Source organism: Pseudomonas sp. Irchel s3a10, from assembly GCF_900187525.1.
Lineage (GTDB): Bacteria > Pseudomonadota > Gammaproteobacteria > Pseudomonadales > Pseudomonadaceae > Aquipseudomonas > Aquipseudomonas koreensis_G.
In genome coordinates this window covers 312634-338817 of sequence record NZ_FYDR01000006.1, presented here as the reverse complement: position 1 = coordinate 338817, position 26184 = coordinate 312634, and the positions used below count along the sequence as shown (strand labels likewise).

The 26184-nt window shown below is 62.1% G+C and carries 23 protein-coding genes; 10 read left to right on the top strand and 13 right to left on the bottom strand.

The genetic code is table 11. The features are described 5' to 3' along the window. Positions 1–98 precede the first annotated feature (98 nt). Both CKW11_RS19540 and CKW11_RS19535 read left to right on the top strand, forming a co-directional pair. Entirely contained in the window at positions 99–914 is an 816-nt protein-coding gene (locus CKW11_RS19540) for a gamma-carboxygeranoyl-CoA hydratase (protein ID WP_095138853.1), read from the top strand. Next, entirely contained in the window at positions 914–2863 is a 1950-nt protein-coding gene (locus tag CKW11_RS19535; RefSeq protein ID WP_095138851.1) for an acetyl/propionyl/methylcrotonyl-CoA carboxylase subunit alpha, read from the top strand. Before CKW11_RS19540 ends, CKW11_RS19535 begins: the two co-directional genes overlap by 1 nt. A gap of 39 nt (positions 2864–2902) precedes the next feature. Here the strand turns inward: CKW11_RS19535 and CKW11_RS19530 are convergent, their stop codons facing one another. Continuing rightward, the gene (locus tag CKW11_RS19530) at positions 2903–3562 is read right to left on the bottom strand and encodes a LexA family transcriptional regulator (RefSeq protein WP_095138849.1); all 660 of its coding nucleotides are present in this window, start codon (positions 3560–3562) and stop codon (positions 2903–2905) included. A 131-nt stretch (positions 3563–3693) separates the two neighbouring features. Here CKW11_RS19530 and CKW11_RS19525 point away from each other — a divergent pair, with 131 nt between their 5' ends. The 3 genes from CKW11_RS19525 (at position 3694) to CKW11_RS19515 (ending at position 7013) form a co-directional block, all read left to right on the top strand. After that, a complete protein-coding gene (locus tag CKW11_RS19525) occupies positions 3694–4032 on the top strand; it encodes a DUF6124 family protein (RefSeq protein ID WP_027614617.1) in 339 nt (112 codons plus the stop codon). A gap of 480 nt (positions 4033–4512) precedes the next feature. Beyond that, a complete protein-coding gene (locus CKW11_RS19520; RefSeq protein ID WP_095138847.1) occupies positions 4513–5664 on the top strand; it encodes a M14-type cytosolic carboxypeptidase in 1152 nt (383 codons plus the stop codon). 149 nt (positions 5665–5813) lie between these two features. Next, positions 5814–7013: an MFS transporter gene (locus CKW11_RS19515; RefSeq protein ID WP_095138845.1), complete on the top strand. Its 1200-nt coding sequence runs from the start codon at positions 5814–5816 to the stop codon at positions 7011–7013. Here the strand turns inward: CKW11_RS19515 and CKW11_RS19510 are convergent. Next, on the bottom strand, positions 7010–7555 hold the full coding sequence (locus CKW11_RS19510) for a cytochrome b (protein ID WP_095138843.1): 546 nt from the start codon (positions 7553–7555) through the stop codon (positions 7010–7012). The two genes, CKW11_RS19515 and CKW11_RS19510, sit on opposite strands and share 4 nt — an antisense overlap. Then, positions 7552–8646, bottom strand: a complete 1095-nt coding sequence (locus tag CKW11_RS19505) for a catalase family peroxidase (protein ID WP_095138841.1) — start codon at positions 8644–8646, stop codon at positions 7552–7554. The genes CKW11_RS19510 and CKW11_RS19505 overlap by 4 nt, the downstream gene beginning before the upstream one ends. A gap of 157 nt (positions 8647–8803) precedes the next feature. Between CKW11_RS19505 and CKW11_RS19500 the strand changes: the two genes are divergently transcribed. Both CKW11_RS19500 and CKW11_RS19495 read left to right on the top strand, forming a co-directional pair. Next, positions 8804–9310: an RNA polymerase sigma factor gene (locus CKW11_RS19500; RefSeq protein WP_095138839.1), complete on the top strand. Its 507-nt coding sequence runs from the start codon at positions 8804–8806 to the stop codon at positions 9308–9310. Further along, entirely contained in the window at positions 9307–10062 is a 756-nt protein-coding gene (locus CKW11_RS19495) for an anti-sigma factor (protein WP_095138838.1), read from the top strand. The genes CKW11_RS19500 and CKW11_RS19495 overlap by 4 nt, the downstream gene beginning before the upstream one ends. A 123-nt stretch (positions 10063–10185) precedes the next feature. On the opposite strand, the gene CKW11_RS19490 is transcribed toward CKW11_RS19495, so the two are convergent. From CKW11_RS19490 to CKW11_RS19460, 7 genes are all read right to left on the bottom strand, one after another. Then, a complete protein-coding gene (locus CKW11_RS19490) occupies positions 10186–11157 on the bottom strand; it encodes a spore coat U domain-containing protein (protein ID WP_095138836.1) in 972 nt (323 codons plus the stop codon). After that, on the bottom strand, positions 11154–13511 hold the full coding sequence (locus CKW11_RS19485; RefSeq protein ID WP_095138834.1) for a fimbria/pilus outer membrane usher protein: 2358 nt from the start codon (positions 13509–13511) through the stop codon (positions 11154–11156). Before CKW11_RS19485 ends, CKW11_RS19490 begins: the two co-directional genes overlap by 4 nt. A gap of 245 nt (positions 13512–13756) precedes the next feature. Continuing rightward, the gene (locus CKW11_RS19480; protein ID WP_095138833.1) at positions 13757–14545 is read right to left on the bottom strand and encodes a molecular chaperone; all 789 of its coding nucleotides are present in this window, start codon (positions 14543–14545) and stop codon (positions 13757–13759) included. A 33-nt stretch (positions 14546–14578) separates the two neighbouring features. After that, positions 14579–15079, bottom strand: a complete 501-nt coding sequence (locus tag CKW11_RS19475; protein WP_095138831.1) for a spore coat U domain-containing protein — start codon at positions 15077–15079, stop codon at positions 14579–14581. 4 nt (positions 15080–15083) lie between these two features. Then, positions 15084–15620 (bottom strand): spore coat U domain-containing protein, encoded by a 537-nt coding sequence (locus CKW11_RS19470; RefSeq protein WP_095138829.1) that lies wholly within the window; start codon positions 15618–15620, stop codon positions 15084–15086. Positions 15621–15640: 20 nt separating this feature from the next. Beyond that, positions 15641–16174, bottom strand: a complete 534-nt coding sequence (locus CKW11_RS19465) for a spore coat U domain-containing protein (protein ID WP_095138827.1) — start codon at positions 16172–16174, stop codon at positions 15641–15643. Positions 16175–16279: 105 nt separating this feature from the next. Next, positions 16280–16801, bottom strand: coding sequence for a spore coat U domain-containing protein (locus CKW11_RS19460; RefSeq protein ID WP_095138825.1), 522 nt, complete (start codon positions 16799–16801; stop codon positions 16280–16282). A gap of 287 nt (positions 16802–17088) precedes the next feature. Between CKW11_RS19460 and zapE the strand changes: the two genes are divergently transcribed. Continuing rightward, on the top strand, positions 17089–18210 hold the full coding sequence (zapE, locus tag CKW11_RS19455; protein WP_095138823.1) for a cell division protein ZapE: 1122 nt from the start codon (positions 17089–17091) through the stop codon (positions 18208–18210). A 212-nt stretch (positions 18211–18422) separates the two neighbouring features. After that, a complete protein-coding gene (locus tag CKW11_RS19450; protein WP_095138822.1) occupies positions 18423–19736 on the top strand; it encodes a leucine-rich repeat-containing protein kinase family protein in 1314 nt (437 codons plus the stop codon). 123 nt (positions 19737–19859) lie between these two features. Here the strand turns inward: CKW11_RS19450 and CKW11_RS19445 are convergent, their stop codons facing one another. Continuing rightward, positions 19860–20564, bottom strand: coding sequence for a YebC/PmpR family DNA-binding transcriptional regulator (locus CKW11_RS19445; RefSeq protein WP_027614601.1), 705 nt, complete (start codon positions 20562–20564; stop codon positions 19860–19862). Positions 20565–20783: 219 nt separating this feature from the next. On the opposite strand from CKW11_RS19445, the gene CKW11_RS19440 reads away from it, so the two are divergent. Beyond that, positions 20784–22169 (top strand): type VI secretion system Vgr family protein, encoded by a 1386-nt coding sequence (locus CKW11_RS19440; protein WP_095138820.1) that lies wholly within the window; start codon positions 20784–20786, stop codon positions 22167–22169. A 1167-nt stretch (positions 22170–23336) separates the two neighbouring features. Here the strand turns inward: CKW11_RS19440 and CKW11_RS19435 are convergent. Beyond that, positions 23337–24728 carry an FAD-dependent oxidoreductase gene (locus CKW11_RS19435; protein WP_095138818.1) on the bottom strand — a complete coding sequence of 464 codons (1392 nt, stop codon included), beginning with the start codon at positions 24726–24728 and terminating at the stop codon, positions 23337–23339. A gap of 73 nt (positions 24729–24801) precedes the next feature. Further along, complete coding sequence (locus tag CKW11_RS19430; RefSeq protein WP_095138816.1) at positions 24802–26127, bottom strand: MFS transporter; 1326 nt, start codon at positions 26125–26127, stop codon at positions 24802–24804. Positions 26128–26184 lie beyond the last annotated feature (57 nt).

Here is a 26184-nt window from a genome sequence, read left to right as displayed (position 1 = left end):
TTGCTCGCGAAAGCGGTGTATCAGTCGACGTGTCCGGAACTGAAAGACCGTCTTCGCGAGCAAGCCCGCTCCCACAGAGACCGTGGAGACGGATGAATATGAGCGACTTCAACACCCTCGAACTGCACAACGACCCACGGGGTTTCGCCACCCTGTGGCTCAACCGTGCGGAAAAGAACAACGCGTTCAACGCAGAGATGATCCGCGAGCTGATTCTGGCATTGGACAAGGTTGCCAGCGACGCCAGCCTGCGTTTCCTGTTGGTGCGCGGGCGTGGCAAGCATTTCAGCGCCGGCGCCGATCTGGCGTGGATGCAGCAGTCAGCCGAACTCGATTACCACACCAATCTGGACGACGCCCGCGAATTGGCGGAGCTGATGTACAACCTCGCCAAGCTGAAAATCCCGACCGTGGCCGTGGTGCAAGGCGCGGCGTTCGGCGGCGCGCTGGGGCTGATCAGTTGCTGCGACATGGCAATCGGTGCCGACGATGCGCAGTTCTGTCTGTCGGAAGTGCGCATCGGTTTGGCGCCGGCGGTGATCAGTCCGTTCGTGGTGCAGGCCATCGGCGAACGTGCGGCGCGTCGGTATGCCCTGACCGCCGAGCGCTTCGGCGGGCAGCGTGCGCGGGAAATCGGTTTGTTGTCCGAGAGCTACCCGGCCGCCGAGCTTGATCAAGCCGTCGAGCAATGGATCGACAATCTGCTGCTCAACAGTCCCGCCGCGATGCGCGCCAGCAAGGATCTGCTGCGCGAAGTGGGCAACGGCGCACTGACCCCGGCCCTGCGCCGCTACACCGAAAACGCCATCGCGCGCATCCGCGTCAGCCCTGAAGGCCAGGAAGGCTTGCGCGCCTTTCTGCAAAAACGTCCGCCGAACTGGCAAGCCGCAACCACCACCAAGGAGCCGCGTTGATGAGCGCACCTGTTCTCACCACCCTGCTGGTGGCCAACCGTGGCGAAATCGCTTGCCGGGTCATGCGTACCGCCAAGGCGCTGGGCCTGACCACCGTCGCCGTGCACAGTGCCACTGACCGCGAAGCGCGGCACAGCCGGGAAGCGGATATCCGCGTTGACCTTGGTGGCAGCAAAGCCGCCGACAGCTATCTGCAAATCGACAAACTGATCGCGGCGGCCAAGGCCAGCGGCGCGCAGGCGATTCACCCGGGTTACGGTTTTCTGTCGGAGAACGCCAGCTTCGCTCGCGCCATTGAACAGGCCGGGCTGATTTTCCTCGGTCCCCCCGCCTCGGCCATCGACGCAATGGGCAGCAAATCCGCAGCCAAGGCGCTGATGGAAACCGCCGGTGTGCCCCTGGTGCCGGGCTATCACGGCGAGGCGCAAGATCTCGAAACCTTCCGCGATGCCTGCGCACGCATTGGTTATCCGGTGCTGCTCAAGGCCACTGCCGGAGGCGGCGGCAAAGGCATGAAAGTCGTCGAGGACGTCAGCCAACTGGCCGAAGCGCTGGCCTCGGCGCAGCGTGAAGCGCAGTCGTCGTTCGGCGATTCGCGGATGCTGGTGGAGAAATACCTGCTCAAACCGCGTCACGTGGAAATCCAGGTATTCGCCGACCAGCACGGCAACTGCCTGTACCTCAACGAGCGCGATTGCTCGATTCAGCGCCGGCACCAGAAAGTCGTCGAAGAAGCCCCGGCCCCGGGCCTGACCCCGGAACTGCGCCGCGCCATGGGCGAAGCGGCCGTGCGTTCGGCGCAGGCAATCGGTTACGTCGGTGCCGGCACCGTGGAGTTTCTGCTCGATGCGCGCGGCGAGTTTTTCTTCATGGAGATGAACACGCGCCTGCAGGTCGAACATCCGGTCACCGAAGCGATCACCGACCTCGATCTGGTGGCGTGGCAGATTCGTGTAGCGCGCGGTGAAGCGTTGCCAATCACCCAGGATCAGGTCCCGCTCAATGGCCATGCGATTGAAGTGCGCCTGTATGCCGAAGATCCCTCGAATGATTTCCTGCCGGCTACCGGTCGCCTGGATTTGTACCGTGAATCGGCTGAAGGACCTGGGCGTCGGGTGGACAGCGGGGTTGCAGAAGGCGATGAAATTTCGCCGTTCTACGACCCGATGCTCGGCAAGCTGATCGCCTGGGGCGAAGATCGAGAGCAGGCGCGCCTGCGGCTGTTGAGCATGCTCGATGAGTTCGCGATTGGCGGCTTGAAGACCAACATCAATTTTTTGCGGCGGATCATCGCGCATCCGGCGTTTGCCGCGGCAGAGCTGGATACCGGGTTTATTCCGCGTTATCAGGAACAGTTGTTACCAGCGCCGCGTGCGTTGAGCGATGAGTTCTGGCAGACCGCAGCGCAGGCATTCGCGCAGAGCTTGCCGGGCACTGTTCGGGCGGATGACCTGGGTTCGCCGTGGGCGTTGAACAGCGGTTTGCGCGCGGGGTTGCCGGCGGAAATCACCTTGCATTTGAGCTGTGAAGGTCAGGATCGGGCGTTGACCTTGAGCACCGCCGACAACGCCAAACTGACGGATGAAGCATTGGTCGTCGAGCACGATGGCGTGCGCCGCACCTTGCGGGCAATTCGTCAGGGCGATTCGCTGTACCTGCAATGGGACGGCGAGTTGCGGCGCATTCAGACTTACGATCCGATCAGCGCCGTCGACGCCAGCCACAGCCATCAGGGCGGTCTGACTGCGCCCATGAACGGCAGCATCGTGCGGGTGTTGGTGGAGGCCGGGCAATCGGTCGAGGCCGGTGCGCAACTGGTGGTGCTGGAGGCGATGAAGATGGAGCACAGCATTCGCGCGCCCCATGCGGGAGTGATCAAAGCGCTGTATTGCCAGGAAGGCGAAATGGTCGGCGAAGGCAGCGCTTTGGTTGAATTGGAAGCCGTGTAAATGGGAGATCGATCCTACGCCGAGCGAGGATCGATCTGACTAGAAACGCGCCGTGGCCTGAACCACCACGCCGATGATTCGACACTCCTCGGTGAACAGGGCTTTGGGCCAGGTCGGATTGAGCGGTACCAGATAACGCTGGCCGCCCTCTTCGTCCAGTTTGCGGAAGATCGCTTCTTCGCTGTTCTGCCACTGGGCGATCACCAGTTTGCCGGGCACCGCTTCCACCTCCGGGTCCACCAGGATCAGCATGCCTTCGGCGATGCTCTGGCCGGTGGGTGCGGTCATCGAGTCCCCCGCCACCGTCAGCCAGAACGCTGCACCACGGGCGTGATAATCCGTCAGTTCGAAGCGCTGCTTGTCCTGCGCCGGGGCATAGCTCGTGGCTGCACTTTCGCGGATTTCACACGAGGTGCGCCAGTCGCTGACCGGGTAGCGGAAGTACGGGTTGTACTTCTGCGCCAGTGGCATCTCGTCATCCGTGGATTCCTGCGGCTCACGGATCACCAGCACGACTTCGAGGAAGTCCATGCCCAGCGCCTGCAACACGCGGTTCATTTGGGTGATGCCCGGTTCGCGACGTTTGTTCAGCCAATGGCCGATGCCGCCCTGGGACATGCCGACGCGCTCTCCGAGCTCTGTTTGAGTGATTTTGAGTTCACTCATCTTGGCCTTGACCAACTCAATCCATTTATCCATGTGCGGCACCTTACTTGCCCCGCCTTCGGCCGACAAAACACATATTGTAGTATTTAAATTCTGGTCACAACTACGAATCGTACTATGCTGAAAGCACGGACTTTCAATCGAACAAGGAGTGACCCTTCACCATGAATATCAGCAGCAAAGACTTGCCCGATCTGCAAATGGACACCACGTTCACCTCCCCTCAAGGCAACGCGGCAGCGCAGCGGGCGCTGGATTATTACTTGAAACCAGCTGTTTCAGAACCCGAGGTCGAGGAACGTTTTTTCAATGTGAAACGCCATCTCAGCGGCGAAGAAGCCCTCGTGCACGCGTCAGATCTGTTGCGCTGTGCAGCGGCCACTGCCTTCAAGGCAGCCGAAAATCTGCAGGGTGCAAGCCGCGACCTGGCCTTTTCGGTAGTGCACATGGTGGATATGGCGCGGGCGATGGTCGACCATTCAATCGATGGCGAACAGCTCTGACGGACACGGGAAGCGGACGGACAGGAAAGAATTTTCCAATCGCGCAGATAAAAACATTTGACTTGCAAATGATAATGATTATTATTGCAAGCAGCTGGTCGCGAGATCAGTCGATGGACCAGAGACCTTAGGTCGGTCTTCTGGACTATCTCCTCATCAGGCTAATCACGGTTTTTGACCCGGCTTTTTGCCGGGTCTTTTTTTGCCCGTTTTTCGGGCTTATGGCTTCAGGCTAATGAAGACGTTGGTGTTGCAAATTCGATGGCGCGGATAATATCAAAAGAATATCGCTTGGCAAGCAAAGCCCGGCCGGATTGGGCCAAACTAATGACAATTAGCACTTGAGAATCAATCGCACACTCTCTAAGCTGCTTGCGCGTCACGGAAGACGCCCCCCACCGCAACCCGCAATTTCCCTCGGTTTCAGCCCTGTCTTGCGTGTAAAGTAGCCGCCATAAAAATCATATTCAGGAACCGATTATGACCGTGGCCAAATCTTCGTTCGACATCAGCGCCAACTTCGACAGCGGCAACATTCAAGTCATCGACATCTCCAATCCGCTCAACCCGGTTCTGGCCATTCGCCCGGATACCCGGAGCGCTCACTTCCAGTGGTTCCACTTCAAGGCCAGCGGCCTGCATGTTCGCCAGGAGCACTGGTTTCGCCTGGTCAACGCCAGTCAATCCTCTTACAACAAGGCCTGGACTGGCTATCAGGCTGTCGCGTCCTACGACCACGTCAACTGGTTCCGTATTCCTACCAGCTTCGAAGGCGACAGCCTGCGCTTCTGCCTCGAAGCCGAGCAGACCCACGCCTGGTTCGCCTACTTCGAACCCTACAGCCGCGGTCGTCATGACTGGCTGATCGAGCAAGCGCTGAGCAAGGCCGGCACCGAGCTACTGGCCACCGGCAAGAGCGTCGAGGGTCGTGACATTCAGCTGCTGCGCAAGGGCAGCGGCGCCGAAGGCCAGCGCAAAATCTGGATCATCGCGCAACAGCACCCGGGCGAGCACATGGCCGAATGGTTCATGGAAGGTGTGATCGAACGCCTGGAACGCCACGACGACCCGGTGCTGAACAAGTTGCTGGCCAGCGCCGATCTGTATCTGGTGCCGAACATGAACCCGGACGGCGCCTTCCACGGTCACCTGCGCACCAACGCCATGGGCCAGGATTTGAACCGCGCCTGGCAGAGCGCCAGTCAGGAAGTCAGCCCCGAGGTACTTTTCGTACAACAGCAGATGGAAAAGTACGGCGTCGATCTGTTCCTCGACGTACACGGTGACGAAGAAATCCCCCACGTGTTCACCGCCGGTTGTGAAGGCAACCCGGGTTACACGCCGCGCATCGAGAAGCTTGAAGAGCATTTCCGCACGCACCTCAAGCACACCACCAAAGACTTCCAGACCAAGTATGGCTACACCCGCGACGAACCGGGCCAGGCCAACATGACCCTGGCCTGCAACGCTGTCGGTCAGAAGTACGACTGTCTGTCGCTGACCCTGGAAATGCCGTTCAAGGATCACGACGACCATCCGGACAAAGAAACGGGCTGGTCGGGCAAGCGCTCGAAACAGTTGGGCAAGGACGTGCTGACCACCATCGCAGACATGGTCGACACTCTGCGCTGATCCCTCCTCCGCTCCACCCAAAGATCGCAGCTGTTGGCTGCGATCTTTTTTTGCGCAATGAAATGCCACGATCAACAAGGTTGCAAATTAAAACCAGAATGCTTACCGTGATTCTGGTTTTAATTTGAAACCCAAAAAGGATTCAGGGCATGCAATCTCAACCTCTCAAAAGCAGTGTGGTGCTGCTGTTCGCCATTGCCTGTGGTCTGGCGGTGGGCAACGTGTATTACGCGCAGCCGCTGCTGGACGCCATGGCCGAGGCGTTCACTATGTCGCCGGCAACCATCGGCATCGTCATCACCCTGACGCAGATCGGCTATGGCATCGGTCTGGTGTTGCTGGTGCCACTCGGCGATTTGCTCAACCGCCGCCGGCTGATCGTCACCCAGACCCTGCTATCGGCTGCCGCCCTGCTGATGATCGCGCTGGCGCCCAGCAGCGTGTGGTTGCTGCTCGGCATGACCCTGACCGGTTTGCTCGCGGTGGTGACGCAAGTGCTGGTGGCGTACGCCGCGACCCTGGCGATCCCGGCGCAACGTGGTCGGGTGGTCGGCGTGGTCACGAGCGGTATCGTCCTCGGCATTCTGCTCGCCCGCACCATTGCCGGGGCCATGGCTGATCTGGCCGGTTGGCGGGCGATCTATTTGCTGTCGGCGGGGCTGACGCTGCTGATGGCGCTGCTGCTGTTGCGCGTATTACCCCGGGATGAAGCCGCGCAGCCGGCGAGCCGTTACGGCGCGCTGATCGCTTCGGTGTTCCGCCTGTTCAGGCAAGAGCCGGTGCTGCGACAACGGGCGATTCTCGCGTTGCTGACCTTCGCCAGCGCCATGGTGCTGTGGACGCCGATGGTGCTGCCGCTGGCCGCCCCGCCGCTGTCGTTATCCCATAGCGAAATTGGCCTGTTCGGGTTGGCCGGCGCCGCCGGTGCACTCGCCGCCGCGCGGGCCGGACATCTGGCTGATCGCGGTCTGGGCCAATGGGTCAGCGGTCTGTCGCTGCTGCTGATGCTCGCCTCATGGCTACCGATCGCCCTCACCCAGTCCTCGCTGTGGGCGCTGTTACTCGGCGTGATCACCCTCGATCTGGGCTTGCAGGCCGTGCACGTCACCAGCCAGAGCATGATCTACAACGTGCGCCCCGAAGCGCAAAGCCGCCTCACCGCCGGCTACATGCTGTTCTATTCGATCGGCAGTGCATTGGGTTCGATTACGTCGACGGCGATGTACGCCTGGGCCGGCTGGATCGGCGTGTGTCTGCTTGGCGCCGCTATCAATGCGGTGGCGCTGGGCTATTGGTGGCTGACCGTGAAAAGTGGCGCACCCCAGCGATGCGCCACCCAGGCAGGTTAGTCGCGATCGCGACCGCGCAACATGCTGTCGAGCACCTCGTCGCGACGCACCCAACCGTGGAACAGCGCCGCCGCCAGGTGCAACAGCACGGTCAGGAACAACAGGTACGCCAGATAGCCATGCGCCTTGCGCAGCAGGGCAAACACTTGCGCATCGGCCGGCAGGATCGACGGCAAATGAAAGGTATTGCTGAGCATCACCGGCTCCCCCGACGCACTGATCATCGCCCAACCGAGCAGCGGCAGCACCAGCATCAACGCGTACAACAACACATGCGAGGCCTTGGCCGCCAGCACCTGCCAGCCCGGCAGATCGTCCGGCAGTGGCGGCTGGCGGGTGGAAAACCGCACCAACAGGCGCACCACCACCAGCAGCAGAATCGCGATCCCCAGCGGTTTATGCAGATGGATCAGCCACTCATGCCGCTGTGAAACCGAAGTGACCATCCCGGCGCCGATGAACAACATGGCGATGATCATCACCGCCATCAGCCAGTGCAGCAGGCGCGCCAAGAGAGCGAAATGAGTCGGTTGCGTGCTCATGGGCGAGCCTCCTGTTTGGCGGCGGGCAATTGGCTGACTTCACTGGTACGCCGTAGATAAGAATCGGCGTAACCGGCGGAACGCGCCGCGAGCAATGGGTCGTCGGAACCCTCGATACCAGCCGGCAACACCAGCGGATCGTAGTTGATGTCACGGCATTCGCCGCTGAGCTGCGGTTGAGTCTTCTCCAGCACCAGCGTGCCGGCGTTGATCACCTTGCGGCCCTCGGGCCAGGTTTTGCTGGCGTCGTTCACCGGATCACCGGGATTGGCCAAGGTGATATTCAGCTGCCAACGCAACGGCCCCTCGGCCAGGCGCTGCACCAGATCCTTCTCGAGAAAATCCGCACCCTCCGGCGCCGAGGCTCCGGCGGCATCACGCGCCAGCGGCGTGACACTCCAGCGCACCGCCTGCTTCTGCCCGCTGGCGTTGACCAGATAAAACGCATTCACGCTGTTGTAGGTTTCGGTGGCATAGCTGGCCGACGGTTTGGCGGTCTTCACCCACGTCAGAAACGGCACGGCTTCCGGGTGCGCGGCGAAGAATGCCGGCACTTTCGAAGGGTCCGGTTTACCTGTGGCCGGATCCGGCGATTGTGCCTGCTGCAACTGATAGAACGCCTCGGGAGTGCCGACCGGGAACACCGGCATGCTGTTCATCCCGGTGCGCCATTGCTGCCCGTTGGCCTGGGTGAAACGCAGCGCCAGGCTGCGGATCGGCACACTGCTGTCCGGGGCATAGGGATTCCCCGCCGGCAATGCGAAGCGTCCGACCACCGGGGTCTGCGCCTCGTTGAACACCTGCGCGGAAGAAAACGCCCGCGCCTCGCCACTGCTCTCGAAATGTCCGATCACGCACACTCCCTTGGCGTGATTGCGGCGAAATCCGGGGTGCACGCCGTTGTTTTTCTCCAGCACATCGACCAGCGCCTTTGGCGTCAGACGTTGTGGGTCAAGGTTACCGTGCACGAAGGCAAACGCCCCGGCCACTGCGGCAACCACCACGGCAATCGCCGTCAGGCGCAACACTGTGCTCGCGGCACTCAAGGGCGGGCGCGAAGGCCTGCCCGGCGGTGAAGTGCGATCAACCATGAATAACTCCAGGGCCATCGGCCACAAGTAGGAAGAATCAGCAAGACGCGCCCCATCGGGATTTATTCCATGGCCCGGTATTTATTTTTCCGAACGTGGAATAACCTCGAACGGCAGACGTCTCCCTAGTCCACAGCGTAGTGACTAGCAGAAAATCATGAGCGAATTCGACGAACAGTTGAGAGAAATCATTCCCAGATTGCGCCGCTTTGCCGTGTCATTGACCCGCAACAGCAGCAGCGCCGACGATCTGGTGCAGGCCAGCCTTGAGCGGGCCCTGTCCGGCTGGAGCGAGAAACGCGCCGAGGGTGATGTGCGCGCGTGGCTGTTCGCGATCCTCTATCGCCAGTTTCTCGATGCCCATCGGCGCTCGCGTCGTTATGCGCGGATGCTCGAATTCTTCACCGGTCGCGACGATGCCGAACCCTCGACCGAGCGCACCGTGATCGCCCAATCGACCCTGCAAGCCTTCGATCGACTGCCCAGCGAGCAACGCGCGCTGCTGTTGATGGTTTCGGTCGAAGGCCTGAGCTACAAGGAAGTCGCGCAAATCCTCAACGTCCCCAGCGGCACCGTGATGTCGCGCCTGTCCCGCGCCCGCCAGGCCTTGCGCCAACTCAGCGACGGCGAAATCAGCAGCCCTTCCTTGCGGATACTCAAATGATCAGCATGCCCCCCAGCGAGCGCGACCTGCACGCGTACGTCGATCACCAACTCAACGAAGCCGACCGGCGCCTGGTCGACACCTGGCTGACCACTCACCCGGAAGCCGCCGCGCAAGTGCGCGCCTGGCAGCACGACGCCCAGTTGTTGCGCGCAGCCCTGGGTGGTGCCTTGCAGCAACCGGCCAATCCGGAGCTTGATCCGGCGCTGATTCGCCAGCGCCTCAAGCGTCAGTCGCGGCGCCACCTGGCCAGCGCGGCGGTGTTGCTGATCGCGGTCGGCATCGGCGGTTTCAGTGGCTGGCAGGCGCGGGAGATGACCCTCGTGCGCTCCTCCATGCTGCCGATGACCGATGCCTTGCAGGCCTATCGTTTGATCGCCCAGCAAGGGATTTTGCCGGCGGACTACAAAGTCGACAGTGACGGCGGCATGCAGCATTGGCTCGACCGCTATTTCACCCAGGCCAGTCGCTTGCCGGATCTGAAATCCGCCGGTTTCGAACCGGTCAGCGGTCGCCTGCTCAGCACCGACGAAGGCCCGGCGGCGATGGTCATGTATGAGGATCGCAGCGGCCACAAGGTCAGTTTCTACGTGCGGCCACCGGGACCGAAGAACACCTTCCTGCCACGCGGTAGCCGCAGCGACGGTGATCTGCAGGCCGATTACTGGTCCGGTGGCGGGTACAACTATGCGATGGTCAGCCCGACGGACTCGCCGGCGGCGCAGCAACTGAGGCAATCACTGCCATTGTGAAAACTGCGCAAATCCCCCTGTGGGAGCGGGCTTGCTCGCGAAAGCGATAGATCAGCCACCATCATGTTGAATGACACACCGTATTCGCGAGCAAGCCCGCTCCCACAGGGTTCATCGCATGAGTCAGAAACCTACGTCGAGCACTACATTGTCCAGGTACGTCCCCGCCGGCGGCGTGGTCTGGTCGGTGTAGATCTTCGCGTTGTAATTGAAAATCTGGCTCCCCGTGCCCAGCCCATTCCCCGGATTGACCTCCGCGTCAGTGCTCGACCGGCGCGCGCTGCCGACACTGCCCCACCGGGTGGTGCCGGCGCTTTTGAAGATGTCGTAGGCCAGATAATTGCTGCCGGAAATCATCCGCCGCCGACCGCCGACGCTGAGCGGGTTCTGCCCGTCGCTCAAACCGACGGTGTAGGCGCTGCCCTTGGTACAGGCCAGGTTGATGGTCTGTCCGGTCACCGGGGTAAAGGCGCTGATCACCGGCGCGCTGCCGAAGGCGATGTTCGGCGCGGTAATCGTGCAGTCGTTGGACACGGTGAGGTTCACGGTCAGCGTGGTGGTGCCGCTGGCAATATCGCGGCCGATGCAAATGGCGCCAATGCCAATGCCCGAGCAGTAATTCCAGTTCCAGAAAATGCTCAGGGTTTCCGTGTAGACCCCGGCGGCGACGTTGCTGCCAATGGTCGTGCCCAGGTACAGCGGCACGGTTTTCGGGGTGGTGCCGTTGAGCAGCCCCAAGGCATCGATGATGCCGTTACGGGCGAAGTCGAATGCGGTGCCACGGGTGACCGGGTAGCTGGTGCTGTTGTTGGCGTAGATCGTGTAGCCGATGACGTCGCCGGTCGGCCCGCGCAAGCCGCTCTGGGTCGAGGTGATGGTGGCGTAGAAATGGTCGTTGCTGGTCAGCAATGACAGCAATGAACCGGTACAACTCAACCCGGCGTTGAGGGTTGAACTGGGCTGCGTCGTGGTACGCACGGCAATCGAACTGATTGAGCCGAACGCCACCGGCGTGGTGCTCACCACCGAACACAAGGCCTGCGCCCCCCCCGGCAGTAGCAGCGCCAGACACAGGCAGATCCGCACCGCATTCACTGGCACACCAACGGGCCGATCAGCGGCACCTGGCTCTGCTGCATGTCCACTTCGAACTGCGTCTTGCAGGTCTTGCCGTCCGCCAGCGTCACCAGCAACGCGTTCTGCGCCTGCAGGTTTTCCAGATAGACCAGCCCGTCCCAGCCGACCACCGTGCGCGCGCCACTCTGCTCGTGCAGCACGCCCGCGCCCAATGGCAGCTCGCGTTGCTGCGCATCCACCAGCACGATGCTCGCGGCGATCACCCGGGTCAGCGGAAACTCCAGCAAATAGCCGCTGCCACGACGCACGGCGATGCGCTGTTCGACGTTGGGGCTGCGCACGTTGGCCGGCAGATTCAGCGGATCGATTTCGTATTTGCCGCGGTAGTACGCGCTGCTCCACGGCACCAGCAAGTGGCCGTTTTTATCGGTCTGACCGACCTGCTGGTTTTCGTAGCGCACTGGAATATCGGCAAAACCCTCAGTGCTGACCACCACAAAAGCATCGTCGATGCGATTGGCCGCGAACACCTGGCGGTCCATCCACACCAGCGAACCACTGGCATCGGCCCAACGGGTTTCAGCCTCCGAAGTGCCATAAACACCGGCCTGTAATTGCACCGATTGCAGACGCCAGGTGACGTCGGCCTGGCGATAATCGGGACCATCACCCTTGGCGTACCCCAGATTGAAACCGACCCCGCCCTCGGTCGGCACCGAGCGGCTGTAATTGACCCGCTGCTGACTCTGCCCGGTCTTGCTGCGCTCGCTGCTGATCGCCAGGCTGCCGCGCAGATCGAACGGAATCACCAGTTGCGCCTGCACCGCCCAGTTGCTGTCGCCGATCTCGCGATTGGCCGACAGATAAAAACTGCTGTTGCGCCACAATGGTTTGCTCCAGCTCAGGTTGAGCAACCGCGTGCGCGAATCGTCCGCCGCGCGCACGTCGAAGTAGCCAGCACCGAGGCTGCCCCAGCGTTCGAGGTTGACGCTCAGGGTCGCCTGCTCGCTGCGCCGGCTGAGGCTGATGTAAGGGCTGTCGATCACGCTGAGGTCGGCGTACTGATCACGGCGTTGCAGGCGCTGCCAGGAAAAACTGTAGCGCTGGCTGCTGTACTGATAACCGAGACTCAACTGCTCGCCGCCGTCGCCGTCGAATCGGCTCTGACTGATGGCGCTGTTGATTACGCCGAAATTGCCCAGACGCCAATTGCCGCCGATCCCGCCGAGGGTCAGCGAGTCAGCCGCTTCGGCGTGGCTTTCCAGAGTGAAGCTGTCGCTGACACCGTAGCGCAGGCTGCCGGAGGTCACGCCGGGGCCATAGCTGAAGTCCTTCAAGCCGTAATCGCGGCGCAACGTACCGGCCGCCACCGAAAAATCACTCAGGCCTTTTTGCAGCAGACTGCTGGTGACATAGAACGGCACCGTGGTCGACACCTGCCGCCCCAGCGCATCAGTGGTCACCACCACCGCCTCCCCGGCGCCGTTGATGAACGGAATGTTGGTCAGGGTATACGGCCCCGGTTGCAGGTCGGTGCTGCTCGACTTGTAGCCGTTGATAAACAGATCAACCGACGACGGCACCGCGGCCTCACCGGCGAACTGCGGCAACGGATAGGTCACCAGATCCGGGCGCACGGCAAAATCCCGTGAGAACTGCACACCGCCCAGACGCACCGAATTGCTCCAGGGCAAGGCGCCACTGATCACGTCCCCGCCTTCGTAGGTGAGCATTCGCTCATCATCGGAGTAGCGCCAGGTGGTGTCGTAGCGCAGGTAACCATTGTCGAGCGTACTGACCGAATCCCCGGCCAAGGTGCGCCGGTACTGCCCGGTGTTGGACAGCGTGCCCCAACTGTCGAACAGCCGCACCTCGTTCCAGGCCGCCAGATAAGTGCCAGCATCGTCGGTGTCATTGAGGTACAAGTCGTAGTTGAACAGCGCGCCGAAACTGCTCAGCGCCGGGGTGCGCGGATAGTTCTCGCGATTACCGATGAACTGATCCGGCAGCCACTGCGGCGGCACATCCAGAAGCAGCCGCTGACCGACACTGTCGTACTCGCTGTGCAGTCCCGGCAGGCCGTCGAGATCGACTTCGGCCCCAGCATTGCCCGGCAGTTTCATCCCGGTTTCAGCCAATACGCTGGCCGGCAGAAACAGATGCCCGTCGCGCTGCTGCACTGCCACCACCCGCCCGGTGTTCATCTGATTGACCACCAGTTCCAGAAACAGCTGTGCATCACTCACGGCCTCCATGCCGCTGGGCGGTGGCGGCAGTTCGCCGGCCTCGGATGGTTGCACGAACATCAGGCACCACGCGCCGGTCATGAGCCACAACGGACGCTGAATACGACGAGCCCATCCCGGGCTCATACACGCTTTGTGTCCGTCAATGGACTTGATCCTCCTGATGCCACTCTTGCCAAAGCCAGTTATCTTTCTCTGGTTTTTTGACGACCCGACGCAATCATTGTGGCGAGGGAGCTTGCTCCCGCTCGGCGGCGCGGCCGTTGTCAGAACTGTTGAAGCGGACTACCTGACACGGCTTGGGGCTGCTTCGCAACCCAGCGGGAGCAAGCTCCCTCGCCACAGTAATCCTCTCGACACAGCGTCTTGTTTTAGCGTCCCGGCGCAATGCTCTGCACCTGCGCGCCACCATTGACTCGCACCTGCAACGCCGACTCACTGGCCAACGGCCCCGGTGCCGGCCAGCGCATCACTGCTCCCGGCAACACATAACCCAGCAAGCCCTCGGCCAATGGCTTGCTCTGCCCACCCTGTTTGATCACCACGTCGGTCAGCCGCGCATGCACCGCGCCCTGGTTGCGCACCTCGACATACGGCCGACCGTCCACCGCCACCGTGCGCCAGCTCAGTTGCGGCACACCGACACCTTTGGGATCACGCGGGCGGGTGCTGTCTTCCTTGCTCCACAGCCCCGCACCGTAGGCAAACAAGGGCACCGAATAACGCATCTGAAAGCGGATCGCGGCTGCGGTTTTGCCGCCCTCGGCAGCCGGCGGCTGGGCAGAAGGGATTTCGTCGATGATGATCCGGTAGGCCAGTTCCTGCCCCGGCGGCACATCCTTGGTCCGGGTCAGGCGCACCAGTTGTTTTTGCCCCGGCTCGATCTTCGCCACCGGCGGGCTACCGATCACATCGCGCTGGTTCTGGTATTGCTCTGCAAAGCCACTCTGACTCCAGCCGAACACGCGGATCTGCAGGTTGGCGGTTTCCGTGCCGCGATTCTCCAGCCACAACGCACTGGCCTGTTGATCGGCCTCCAGCACCGGATCGATTGGCCAGATCAGCACCGAACTGGCGGCCTGTGCATGCCCGGCCCCGAATATGACCAGCGCCAGCAACACCCGCTGCACAACCGAATGCCGTGAAGTAACTACCCCCATGAACCTGCTCCTTGTCAGCATTCAAACTTCGCCTCACCACGACAGCTGCACCTGCAACACGTCGCTGTACGTCCCCCCAGGCTGATTGCCCGGCAATTGCACCTGGCCGTAAATCGGCAGGCTGATGTTGTTCGCATCGCTATAGGCCACCGCCACGCTCTGGCCAATGCCCAGGCTCTGGCTGTAAGCCGCATCGCGAAACAGCGCATACGCCACCCGCGCACTGCCGCTGTTGATCTGCATATGCCGACCGCTGCTGTTGTACTGGCCGCCATCGACCGTCATGTTCAGTGCCACCCCCGGCGTGCATTGCAGCTGCACGCCGCCGGTCAATGCCACTTGCACCGTGCCGGTCGCGAGGGCCGAACTCGAACCGAAATTCAGCCCGCCGTAATTCGACACTCCGCCGACCACAAGACACCCCGGCGTGATGGTCGCGCTGACCTGAAAGCTCTGGCTGGTCGCCGCCCCCAGCGGCAGCGGCACACTGCCCGCACAGAGCAGGAGCAGCGCGGCGCAGCCCTGGCGGCGCATGGCATCAGAACGTCAGTTCGACAGCGACAGTGTCGGTGTACGTACCCGCCGGCAACCCGGCCTTGCCCACCGCCTGACCGTAGATATTCACCGTCTGCGCCACGCCAGTGCTGGTCGCCAGGTTGATCGTGCCGTCGATCGGCAGCAGCTGCGAATGCCCGGCATCGGTGTAGAAGTCGTACGGCACGTAGTTGGCAACACCGTCATACAGCGCGCGAGCGCCACCCGGCGATTGCCCGTCGTGAGCACCGGCACGCACCTTGACCACCGGGGTCGTGCCGCTGGAGCAGAGAATCGACAGCGCCCCGCCGCCACCGCCGAGCACTTGCCCGCTGGCGGTGGTGAACAGACTGTTGGCGGTGCCGAAGTTCAGCGCACCGAAGTTCAGACCGGTGGAACCGCCGGCACCGTTGACCTGACAGCTGCTGATCAGGGTCAGGCTGGCGGTGATCTGGCCGGTGACTGTGGTGGCGGCGTTGGCACTGGGAACCAGCGTCAGGCCGAGCAACGACAAACCTATCCTTGATGCATACTTGCGCATGGTGTCCGTCCTCTACGGGGTTACCAGTCGAGCGTCACCGTCAGCGTGTCGGTATAGACACCTGCCGGTACCGCGCGGGTATTCGCCACCACCGTGCCAAACACCGGAATCGGTATCTGCGCACCGCTGGTGACAGCGAAGTTGTGTTGTTGGCCAATGCTGTAGCGCTGGCTGCCGGAGGCATCCAGAAAGAGTTGATAAGGCAGGGTCTGGCGCCCGTTGCTCAGGCGGCGGGTGGTGCCGTCACCGTGGCTGCCGCCATCGATAGTGACGGTGAAACCGGTGACCGAGGGATTGCAGGCGACGTTCAGCTTGCCGCTGCTGTCGCCGTCGAGACTGGCCTTGATCGGCGCGGTCCAGGTCGGCCCCTGCTGACCGAAGTCGAGGGTGCCCAGATTGCTCACCGGGATCGCGGGCGTGGCACTGTTGGTGACTTCGCACCCGGCGATCAGAATCAGCCGCGCATTGATCTGCCCACTGATTGCCGCCTGTGCGTCGTCAGCGAGCAACAGCATTGTCCCTGCGGCGATAACCATCCAGTGCTTGCCTGTCATTGCGTCCGCTCCTACTCCTTCAGGATGCCTGCGTACCTCGCGTTCAGCATTGAACGCGCCTTCCCTGCGCAACCCGCCTCCAGCGGATTGCCTGAAATCCCGCACTCACCAGGTCACGGTGACCTTTACCAGATCCGAATAGCGGCTGACCTGCGGCACTTGGGCCAGACGCTCGATCCGCGCGTACAGCGGCAGCTCCACCGTGCCGGTGTCCGGCACCCGACCGCTCACCGGTACGTCCACCACCAGCGGCACCCTGCGCGCCGCGTCCTGATACAGCCGATAAGGAATCGGCCTGCTCCCCGCCGCCCCCGCCATGTAGCGAACCTCGCCAACGCCACCATGCAGGCCACCGTCGACCCGCAGCTGATACGGCGTGTCAGGGTTGCACTCCAGGCGTGGCAACCGTTGGTTGGTCAGCGCCGCTCCGAGTGGCCCGGCCGGGTCATCGAGACGCGCAGTACTGCCGAAATCCAGCACGCCCAATTGTTCGATACCCGCTTCGCGCTGCTGGCCGATCAACTGGCAACCACGCTGCACGTCAACGCGTACTTCGACCTGAAGATCCGCCGCATACACCGAGGCCCCAAGCACCCCGAGCAGGCCCACCACCACACGTGCAATCACTTTCCCATTCCTTGCGAGGGAACATCCTGGATGACGTTGCTGTGTTTCAGGTTAGCAACGGTCGACGAATCCGCCAGTCGATTGGATCCATGGATCTGCCGGGATATGTTTCGAAAGTTTGGCAACACGGCGAATTACATCGCTGAAAATAGCTGTACGTCCCGCACAAATTTGTTCAGTGATCGCCCACAGTCGACAAGCCGTGATGGAAGCCGGGCGCCGCCTCTGGTTACACTACGGCGCCGCGCTCCCGGGCGTCGGCGTGATGACTACGGAGTGACTGCACTGTGCCCTCTCGATCGCCCAAACGATCGCCACTGACCCTACGCTGGTCGGCGCTGCGCCGCTGGTTCGCCAAGGGCCGGCCCGCGAATGCCGGGCATGACGCGAATGCCCAGTCGATCCGCGAATATTTCCGGCACAAGGCTCACGGTCAGGGCTACACCCTCAGCCACAGCCAGCAGCGGGTGATCGACTGCATGGCGCAGCAGGCCAGCCTGTTGTTCGGCGCCAAGCCGCAAACGCCGCCGAGCCTGTACCTGCATGGCGCGGTCGGACGCGGCAAGAGCTGGCTGCTCGACGGTTTCTTCCAGGCACTGCCGACCGCGCAGAAACAGCGCGTGCATTTCCATGAATTCTTCGCCCGGCTGCATCAGGGCATGTTCCACCATCGCGAACAGGACGACGCTCTCGGCGTCACCCTCGACGAGCTGTTAGATGATTGCCGGGTACTGTGTTTCGACGAATTTCATGTGCATGACATCGGCGATGCGATGCTCATCACTCGGCTGTTCAAGGCCTTGTTTCAGCGCGGAATTCTGCTGCTGGTGACCTCCAACTATCCGCCGGAAGGCTTGCTGCCCAATCCGCTCTATCACGCGCGCTTCAAACCGGTGATCGAATTGATCAACGCCCGAATGCAAGTGATGGAGGTCGGCGGCCCGCACGATTACCGCAGCCAGGCGAGCAACCATGCGCATCAGGTTTTCACGCAGGGTCACTATGTGTGGCCAGCCACCGTAACCCAGCGCCAGACGCTGAACCTGCCGCCCGAAGGTGCCCCGGCCATTGCGTTGCCGGTGGGCAGCCGACACGTTCAGGCGCGCCTGTGTGATGGCAGCCGGGTCGCTTTCACCTTCAACGATGTGTGCGAGCAACCGACGGCGGTAATGGATTACCTGGAGCTGTGTCGGCGTTTCGACCAGTGGATCATCGACGATCTGCCGGAACTCGGTGAGTGTTCGATCGCTGCACAACAGCGCTTCATCAACCTGATCGACGTGCTCTACGACCAGGACAAACACCTGACCCTGCTCAGCCGCTTGCCACTGCGCGAGGCGCTTGGCGGCAATGCCATCGACCTGGCCCGCACCCGCAGTCGCCTGGGGCAGTTGCAGGAAATCCACTGACAACTCGGATCCCCTGTGGGAGCGGGCTTGCTCGCGAAGGCGGAGTGTCAGTGACGAATCACTGACTGACAGGACGCCTTCGCGAGCAAGCTCGCTCCCACAGGGTTTCCGGTGTTATCGGGAGTCGGGTCAGTGCAAATTCAGGCTTTGCCGTTATCATGTCGCCCGTTTCGAGCGCCCGACGCTTCTTTCTTTTGATAGTGAACATCCCCATGCACACACTTGCTCAATTGCGCGCCGGCGAGTTGTCGGGCATTACCCGGCTGGATCTGTCCTGCGGACTGACCGAGTTTCCCCGGGAGATTTTCGAGCTGGCCGATACGCTGGAGGTGCTCAACCTCAGCGGCAACGCCTTGAGCAGCCTGCCGGACGACCTGCATCGCCTGACCAGGATGCGCATTCTGTTCTGCTCGGACAACCGCTTCACCGAAGTGCCGGAATGCGTCGGCCAATGTACAGCGCTGACGATGATCGGCTTCAAGGCCAACCGCATCAGCCAGGTGCCGGGCGCCGCACTGCCGCCGCTGTTGCGCTGGTTGATCCTGACCGACAACTGCATTGAAACCTTGCCGAACGAATTGGGCGAGCGCCCGTATCTGCAAAAACTGCTGCTGGCCGGCAATCGCCTGCAAGCGCTGCCCGCCTCCATGAGCCAATGCCATCGCCTGGAGCTGATCCGCATCGCTGCCAACCAGATGCGTGAACTGCCGCAGTGGCTGCTGACCCTGCCGAGCCTGACCTGGCTGGCGTACGCCGGTAATCCGCTGGAAACCGAGGCCGATGCCGCCGCGCTGGAAGCCACGCCGCTGATCGACTGGTCGGCGCTGCGTCTGGAACAGCGCCTGGGCGAAGGCGCCTCGGGGGTGATTTCACGGGCGCAGTGGCAGCGCGACGACGGCTCGCAGGTGCCGGTCGCGGTGAAGCTCTATAAAGGTGAAATGACCAGCGACGGTTCGCCGCTGCACGAGATGAACGCCTGCATCACCGCCGGACTGCACCCGAACCTGATCCGCGTCGAAGGCCGTATTCACGGGCATCCCGATGGCCAACAGGGGTTGGTGATGCAACTGATCGACCCAAGCTTTCGCAATCTGGCGGCATTACCGAGCCTGGCGAGCTGCTCGCGGGATGTGTATGCCGAGGATTGCCGCTTCAGTGCCGAAGTGGCACTGAACATTGCCCGAGGCATCGCTTCGGCGGCCGAACACCTGCATCAACAGGGCATCACCCACGGCGACCTCTACGGCCATAACATTCTGTTGAACGATCAGGGTGATTGCTTGCTCGGGGATTTCGGCGCGGCGTCGTTCCATGCCACCACCGATACCCTGGAAACCCGGGCGCTGCAACGCATCGAAGTGCGGGCGTTCGGGGTTCTGCTCGGGGAATTGCTGGCGCGCATCGACTCGGGGTTGAGCGATGAACAGCGTGAGGTGCTGGAAGCGCTGCAACAGCGTTGCTGTCAGCCAGATGTGCTGGCGCGGCCGGGGTTCAGCGAAGTGAGTGAGGTGCTGGAAAAGTTGTAACTGACACAAATCCTGTGGCGAGGGAGCTTGCTCCCGCTGGACGGCAAAGCCGTCCCAAAAACAACGACTGCTGCGCAGCCGAGCGGGAGCAAGCTCCCTCGCCACAGTTATCTTTGCAACAGATCAGCCCGCCAGACCGACAAACATGTCCTGCACATCGTCATGGTTGTCGAGGCCTTCGAGGAACGCCTCGACTTCAGCCATCTGCTCGGCGCTCAGGCCGCTGACCGGGTTCTTCGGCTGGTAACCGAGTTTGGCCGACAGCACGGTAAAACCTTGCTCAGGCAGGGCTTTCTGCACAGCGTCGAGGTCGGTCGGATCGGTCAGGAACAGGGTCGCGCCCTCTTCGCCCGGCTCGAAGTCCTGGGCACCGGCCTCGATCGCGGCCATTTCCGGATCGGCGTCCGGGGTGTCCGGCGAGGCTTCGATCATGCCGACGTGGTTGAAGTCCCAGGCCACCGAACCGGAAGCGCCCAGTTGGCCCTTGCGGAAGGCCACGCGGATTTCCGCGACGGTGCGGTTGATGTTGTCGGTGACGCACTCGACGATCAACGGAACCTGGTGCGGCGCGAAACCTTCGTACGTCACACGGTGGTACTGCACGGTTTCGCCCAGCAGGCCGGCGCCTTTCTTGATGGCGCGGTCCAGGGTTTCCTTGGGCATCGAGGCTTTCTTGGCCTGTTCGACCACCAGACGCAGGTGTGCGTTGGTGGCGGTATCGGCACCGTTGCGGGCAGCGATGGTGATTTCTTTCACCAGTTTGCCGAAGATCTTGCCCTTGGCGTTGGCTGCCGCTTCTTTGTGTTTAACCTTCCACTGTGCGCCCATTACTCACTCTCTTGATCTGTGGCGCCGAGACATCTATTGGCCGACGCGTGGCGCCAAGTTTATACGGCCTAAAGTCGGCAATCGACCAAAAAAATCAATGTTGAATCGACATCTTCACCACGACTTGTAGGGCGATTCTGAAAAGCCCACCAGCCATGACCATTCGTGCTCGCGTTTTCGTACCCTCTGCCGTCCGTATTGCCCACAGAGCCCGTACGAATGCTCAATGACAAGGAAAGCCCGTTCACCCTGACCCTGACCGACGGCCCGCTGTGCCTGCCGGTCTTGCGTTTCAGTGGCAAGGAAGCACTCAATCAGCCGTTTCGCTTCGAGATCGAAGTGATCGGTCTGGCGCCGGCATTGTCCCCTGGCAGTCTGCTGCATCAACCGGCGTTCCTGCGCCTGGGCGCCGATCACGGGATTCACGGTCTGATCCACAGCGTCAGTTGCGAGCATCGCGCCAGCCACCGCATCGGCTACCGGCTGATCCTCGTGCCGCTGCTGCTGAGTCTGGACCAGCCGCCCCGGCGCCGGGTCTTCGTGCAAACGAGCGTGCCGGCGATCCTCGCGCAATTGCTCGGCGAATATGAATTGCCGGCGGACAGTTACCGGATCGAAATGAGCGTCGGCCAATACCCGCCGCGGTCCTTTTGTATCCAGTACGAGGAAAGCGACCTGGCCTTTGTGCAACGGCTGTGTGAGGAGGAAGGCATCCATTATCACTTCGAACATCACCCGAACGGGCATGTGCTGATATTTGCCGATGACAACCTCAGTCTGCCGCAGGAACCATTGCCGGTGCCGTTTGGCATCACCGACGACACACCATCACCGCGTGTCAGCACGCTGTTTCAGCGCCATGACGCGCCACCCTTGATGGCCGCGCACGGCATTCGCAACCGTGGACAAGAGGCCATCGCCGCCGACGCAGCCAATCATCCCGTGCCCCCGCTCACGCCGCAGAACCTGTCGGGGGAACAGCGTCACGCCGAACAACGCAGCCGTCGCCATCTGCAGCGCCAGCGCTGTCAGTCGCGCTCGATCCGCGGCACCTGCGATTGCAGCGCGTTGCGCAGCGGGCATCTGTTGCAGATCAGCGAACATCCGATCAATGCCTTCAATGAACAATGGCTGATCACCGAGCTGCACCATCAAGGCCAGCATCCCTCGATCCTCGATCCGACAACGGATGTGCATCGCTATCGAAACGACTTCACTGCCCTGCCCTGGTCAAACGATTTTCGCCCGCCACTGGCACAGCCGCGCCCGAACATCGGCGGCTACCACCTGGCACAAGTGCTGGGATCGCCCGGCCAGCCCGCACAACTGGATGATCGCGGGCGCATCGGCGTCAGCCTCTGGCCGGCGCAAACAGCCGAGCCTGCATGCCTGTGGCTGCCAATCGCGCTGACCGGCGCCGGCCGGCTCGCCACCCACCAGTTGCCCCGCGCCGGCAGTGAGGTGTGGGTCAGCTTCCTCGACAGCGACCCGGATCGCCCGATTCTCTGCCTCGCCAACCCACGCCCTGCGCCACCGAGCGAAACACCACCACCGCGCGACAGCAGCCTGTTGCTCGATTGGCTGCTGCATGGTGCCGATCCGTAAGCGCCGCGAATATAGGAACTGAGTACAGCGGCCGGACAATGGTTGGCTGGGAGGTGGCTATCGCCAGCAGGCTCACTCCTATAGTTGGATTGGGTGGGGGCTGTTGGAGGTTGGTTGGCTATCAGGCCGCCTTCGCGAGCAAGCTCGCTCCCACAGTGGATTGGGTGTGGCCTGTTGGAGATTGGTCGGTTGTGAGGTCGCTATCGCGAGCGGGCTCACTCCTACAGTGGGATTGGGTGCAGGCAGTTGGAGATTGGTCGACTGTCAGGCCGCCGTCGCTGGCAAGCCAGTTCCCACAGTGGATTGGGTGTGGGCTGTTGGAGATTGGTCGGCTCGTAGGCCGCCATCGCGAGCAGGCTCACTCCTACAGTGGGATTGGGTGTGGGCAGTTAGAGATTGGTCGGCTCGTAGGCCGCCTTCGCTGGCAAGCCAGCTCCCACAGTGGATTGGGTGCGGGCAGTGGGAGGTTGGTTGGCTGTAAGGCCGCCTTCGCTGGCAAGCGAGCTCCCACAGTGGATTGGGTGCGGGCAGTGGGAGGTTGGTCGGCTCGTAGGCCGCCTTCGCTGGCAAGCCAGCTCCCACAGTGGATTGGGTGTGGGCAGTTAGAGATTGGTCGGCTCGTAGGCCGCCTTCGCTGGCAAGCCAGCTCCCACAGTGGATTGGGTGTGGGCAGTTAGAGATTGGTCGGCTCGTAGGCCGCCTTCGCTGGCAGGCCAGCTTCCACAGTGGATTGGGTGTGGGCAGTGGGAGGTGGGTCGGCTCGTAGGCCGCCATCGCTGGCAGGCCAGTTTCCACAGGAGAACTAAAGCCGGGCGCATGCTTTTCACCACTCAAATGGCCGAGTGTCAGCTCGCCGAAAGCTCTTGATCTTGCCGTGCCGGCCCCATCGGCAGGCTGAGTGGAGGGGTTTATCCGGGGGTGGGAGCGCAGCGACGTTTGGCGCAGCCAAACACATCGAGAGGAGGTGCAGCGAAGCAAACCGGAGGCGATGCCCCCGGATGAACCCCGTAACGAAGGAACCCGAGCCTAAGCGAGGGCCGTACGCCGGGGCCAAGCCTTTTTGGTTACTTTTGAGGCGTTTGTCAAAAGTGACCCGCCGTAAGGGCGGAACCCTAAGCAGCCGTTACCGCAGCAACGGATATGTACCCCATAAATCAAAGCCCCCAATCACCCCTTGTCAGCCTTCCCAGCCGCCGCCGCAAACTTCGCCAACCGCACATCCAGATGCCGCGGTCGCCGCCCATGATCCTCAGCCCGCTCCTTGCGTCGAATCGCATTACGCACCATCAACGACCCCAGATACCGAATCGGCTCCGGCGGAAAATACCCCAGCGGCCCGTTCACCAACGGCGAACGGGTCCAGGGGTTATCGAGCCCCTGCACCAACGAGGCGAGAATCTGCCCGCCCATGTGACACGGCCCGACACCACTGCCGGAATAACCAAAACCATAAAACACATTGCCACTGGCACTCATCTGCCCAAAAAACGGCAACCCGGTCACCGAACGATCCGAGGGCCCATTCCAGGTCGCATCCACCTTGACCTCGGCAAACGCCGGAAAAAACTCCCCAAGGCTACGCTTGAGCAAATCCGCATAGGGCGATGGCTGATCAAACACCGGCAACATCCGCCCACCAAACGCAAACGTGTTGCCCCCCTTGCCAAGCATGATCCGGCCGTCCGGCGTGTTGTGGTAGTAGTGCACGAAAATCCGCGAATCGAGCACCGTGACACCGCTGGTCAAACCGATTTCCTGCAACAGATCCGGGCGCGGCTCGGTGATCAGCATGTCGCTGGAAACGATCGCCACGCTGCGCTCGAACTGCGGAAACGCCCGGGCCATCCACGCGTTCATCGCCAGCACCACGCGGTCGGCAATCACACTGCCGCCAGCGGTGTGAATGCGCGCCGGACGGCCCTCCTCCAGGCCGGTCATCGCAGTGTTTTCGTGGATCTTCACGCCTAGCTGCAACGCCACCCGACGCAGCCCGCGCACCAGTTTGCCCGGCTGCACACTGGCCGCCGCCGGCGAAAACCAGCCCTCCAGATGCTTGCTGGAACCGGCCATGCGCTGCACGTCGGCCACGGGACGCTGGGTGAACGAGTTGATGCCATTGCGCTCCAGTGCTGCGATCACGGCGTCGGTCGAACCGACCTGCGCCTTGTTGGTGGCGGTGTACAGCGTGCCGTCGAGGCGGTAATCGGCATCGACGCCGAACTGTTCGCAGAACGCGCCGATGGCGTGGATGCTGCGCTCGGACTCCTTGACCAGGCGCACCGCCTCCTCGACGCCGAACAGCCGTTCAAGGGTGAAATACTTGGCCGACCACGACAATGCGCAACCACCGTTGCGCCCACTGGCGCCGGCGCCGCAGATGTCGGCTTCGATCAGCAGCACATCGAGTTCCGGGTTCTGCTGCTTGAGCATGATCGCCGTCCACAACCCGGTGTAGCCGCCGCCGACGATGCACACGTCGCTGCGCACTTCGCCTTGCAGCGGCGGGCACGTCGGGGATGGGTCGGCCTGCAAGGCCTGTTCGAGCCAAAACGGTCGCATGGGATTCTCCAGTGTCAGATGGCCACGGCACAGCCCGCCGCGAGCGCCGCAGCAGGCCACGAGGCAAGGGTTTTCAGTTACGCAGGGGTTTGATCGTCAGCGGGCAATTGGGAATGGACGCGCGCGGTTCCATCACTCCGACCGGGCGGCTGTTCCAGTGCGGAATCAGCACCAGCGCCGAGAACAACGCGCAGCCGGCGAAGACGATGAACACCGTCACCGAATCGAAGTAACCCGGCAGCAATCCGCCGAGCACCGCGCCGACCGAGCCGCAACCGTTGACGAAACCGGCCGCCGTGGCACCGGCCTTGGCTTTGCCGAAGTCGATGGCGGCCGCGCCGCTGATCATCGAATCCGGGCCGTACAGGGTCAGGCCCATGACAAACAGCAGCGCCACCACCAGCAACACACTGCCGGTTTGCAAGGCGCCCATGAACAGCGCCAGGGTCACGGTCAGCGCCAGCAGACTCAACACACAGGCCGGCATGCGCCGGGCACCGAACAGTTTGTCCGAGGCCAGACCGATCAGGATCGGCCCGAGCAACCCGGCCAGTTCGAACGAGGTCGGAATGATCGCTGCCCCCACCTTGCCGACGCTGGGCATCTGCTCAAAGACAATCACCGGACCCCACAGCAAAATCGCGTAACGCGCCGGTTTCAACATGAAGTACGCCAGCCCCAGCACCAGCACCGTGCGGTTGCGCAGGATTTCCTTCAACGGCTCCCAGACGCTGAGTTTGCTGTTGGCTTCGATCTCTTCAGCGCTCAGTTCCGGCTCCGGCTCTACCGCTGGCAGGCCGACATCTTCGGGTTTGTTGCGCTGAAAAATGAAGAACAACACCGCCACCACCGCGACCACCGCCGCACTGGAAATAAACGCCGCGTGCCAGGTGCCCATCAGCGTGTACGCCCACCAACCGGCGAACGGCGACGCCACCAGACCGCCAAACGCATAGCAGGAACTCCACAACCCCAGCACTCGCCCACGTTGTGCGGAAGGGAAAAAACTGCCGAGGTTTTTGCACAACCCCGACCAGCCGGTGGACTGCGCCAGCCCTTGAATCAGCATGCAGGTGGCGAAGATCGGCAAGGTGGCAAAACTGCCCATCACCAATGCCGCACCAGCGGAAATCAACAACCCGCCAAGCACCACGACCCTCGGGCCAAAGCGGTCAGCGAGCATGCCCCAGGTGAATTGGCCGATGGCGTAGGCTGCCAGATAGATCGCATCGAGGTTGGCCATGGCCATTTTGTCGAGCATGAAGGTCGGGTCTTCGGCGATGCCCAGTTTGGCCACCGAAAAGGCTTTGCGGGTGAAATAGAAAGCGGCGTATGCGAGCCAGGTGATAGCGAAAATCTGCATGCGCCAACGCGCAATGGTGCCGATGTGCTTGTTCATTGTGGTTCTGACCTCAGGGTGTGAGTGTGCCGGCAGAATCGTTAAGTAAACGCCTGT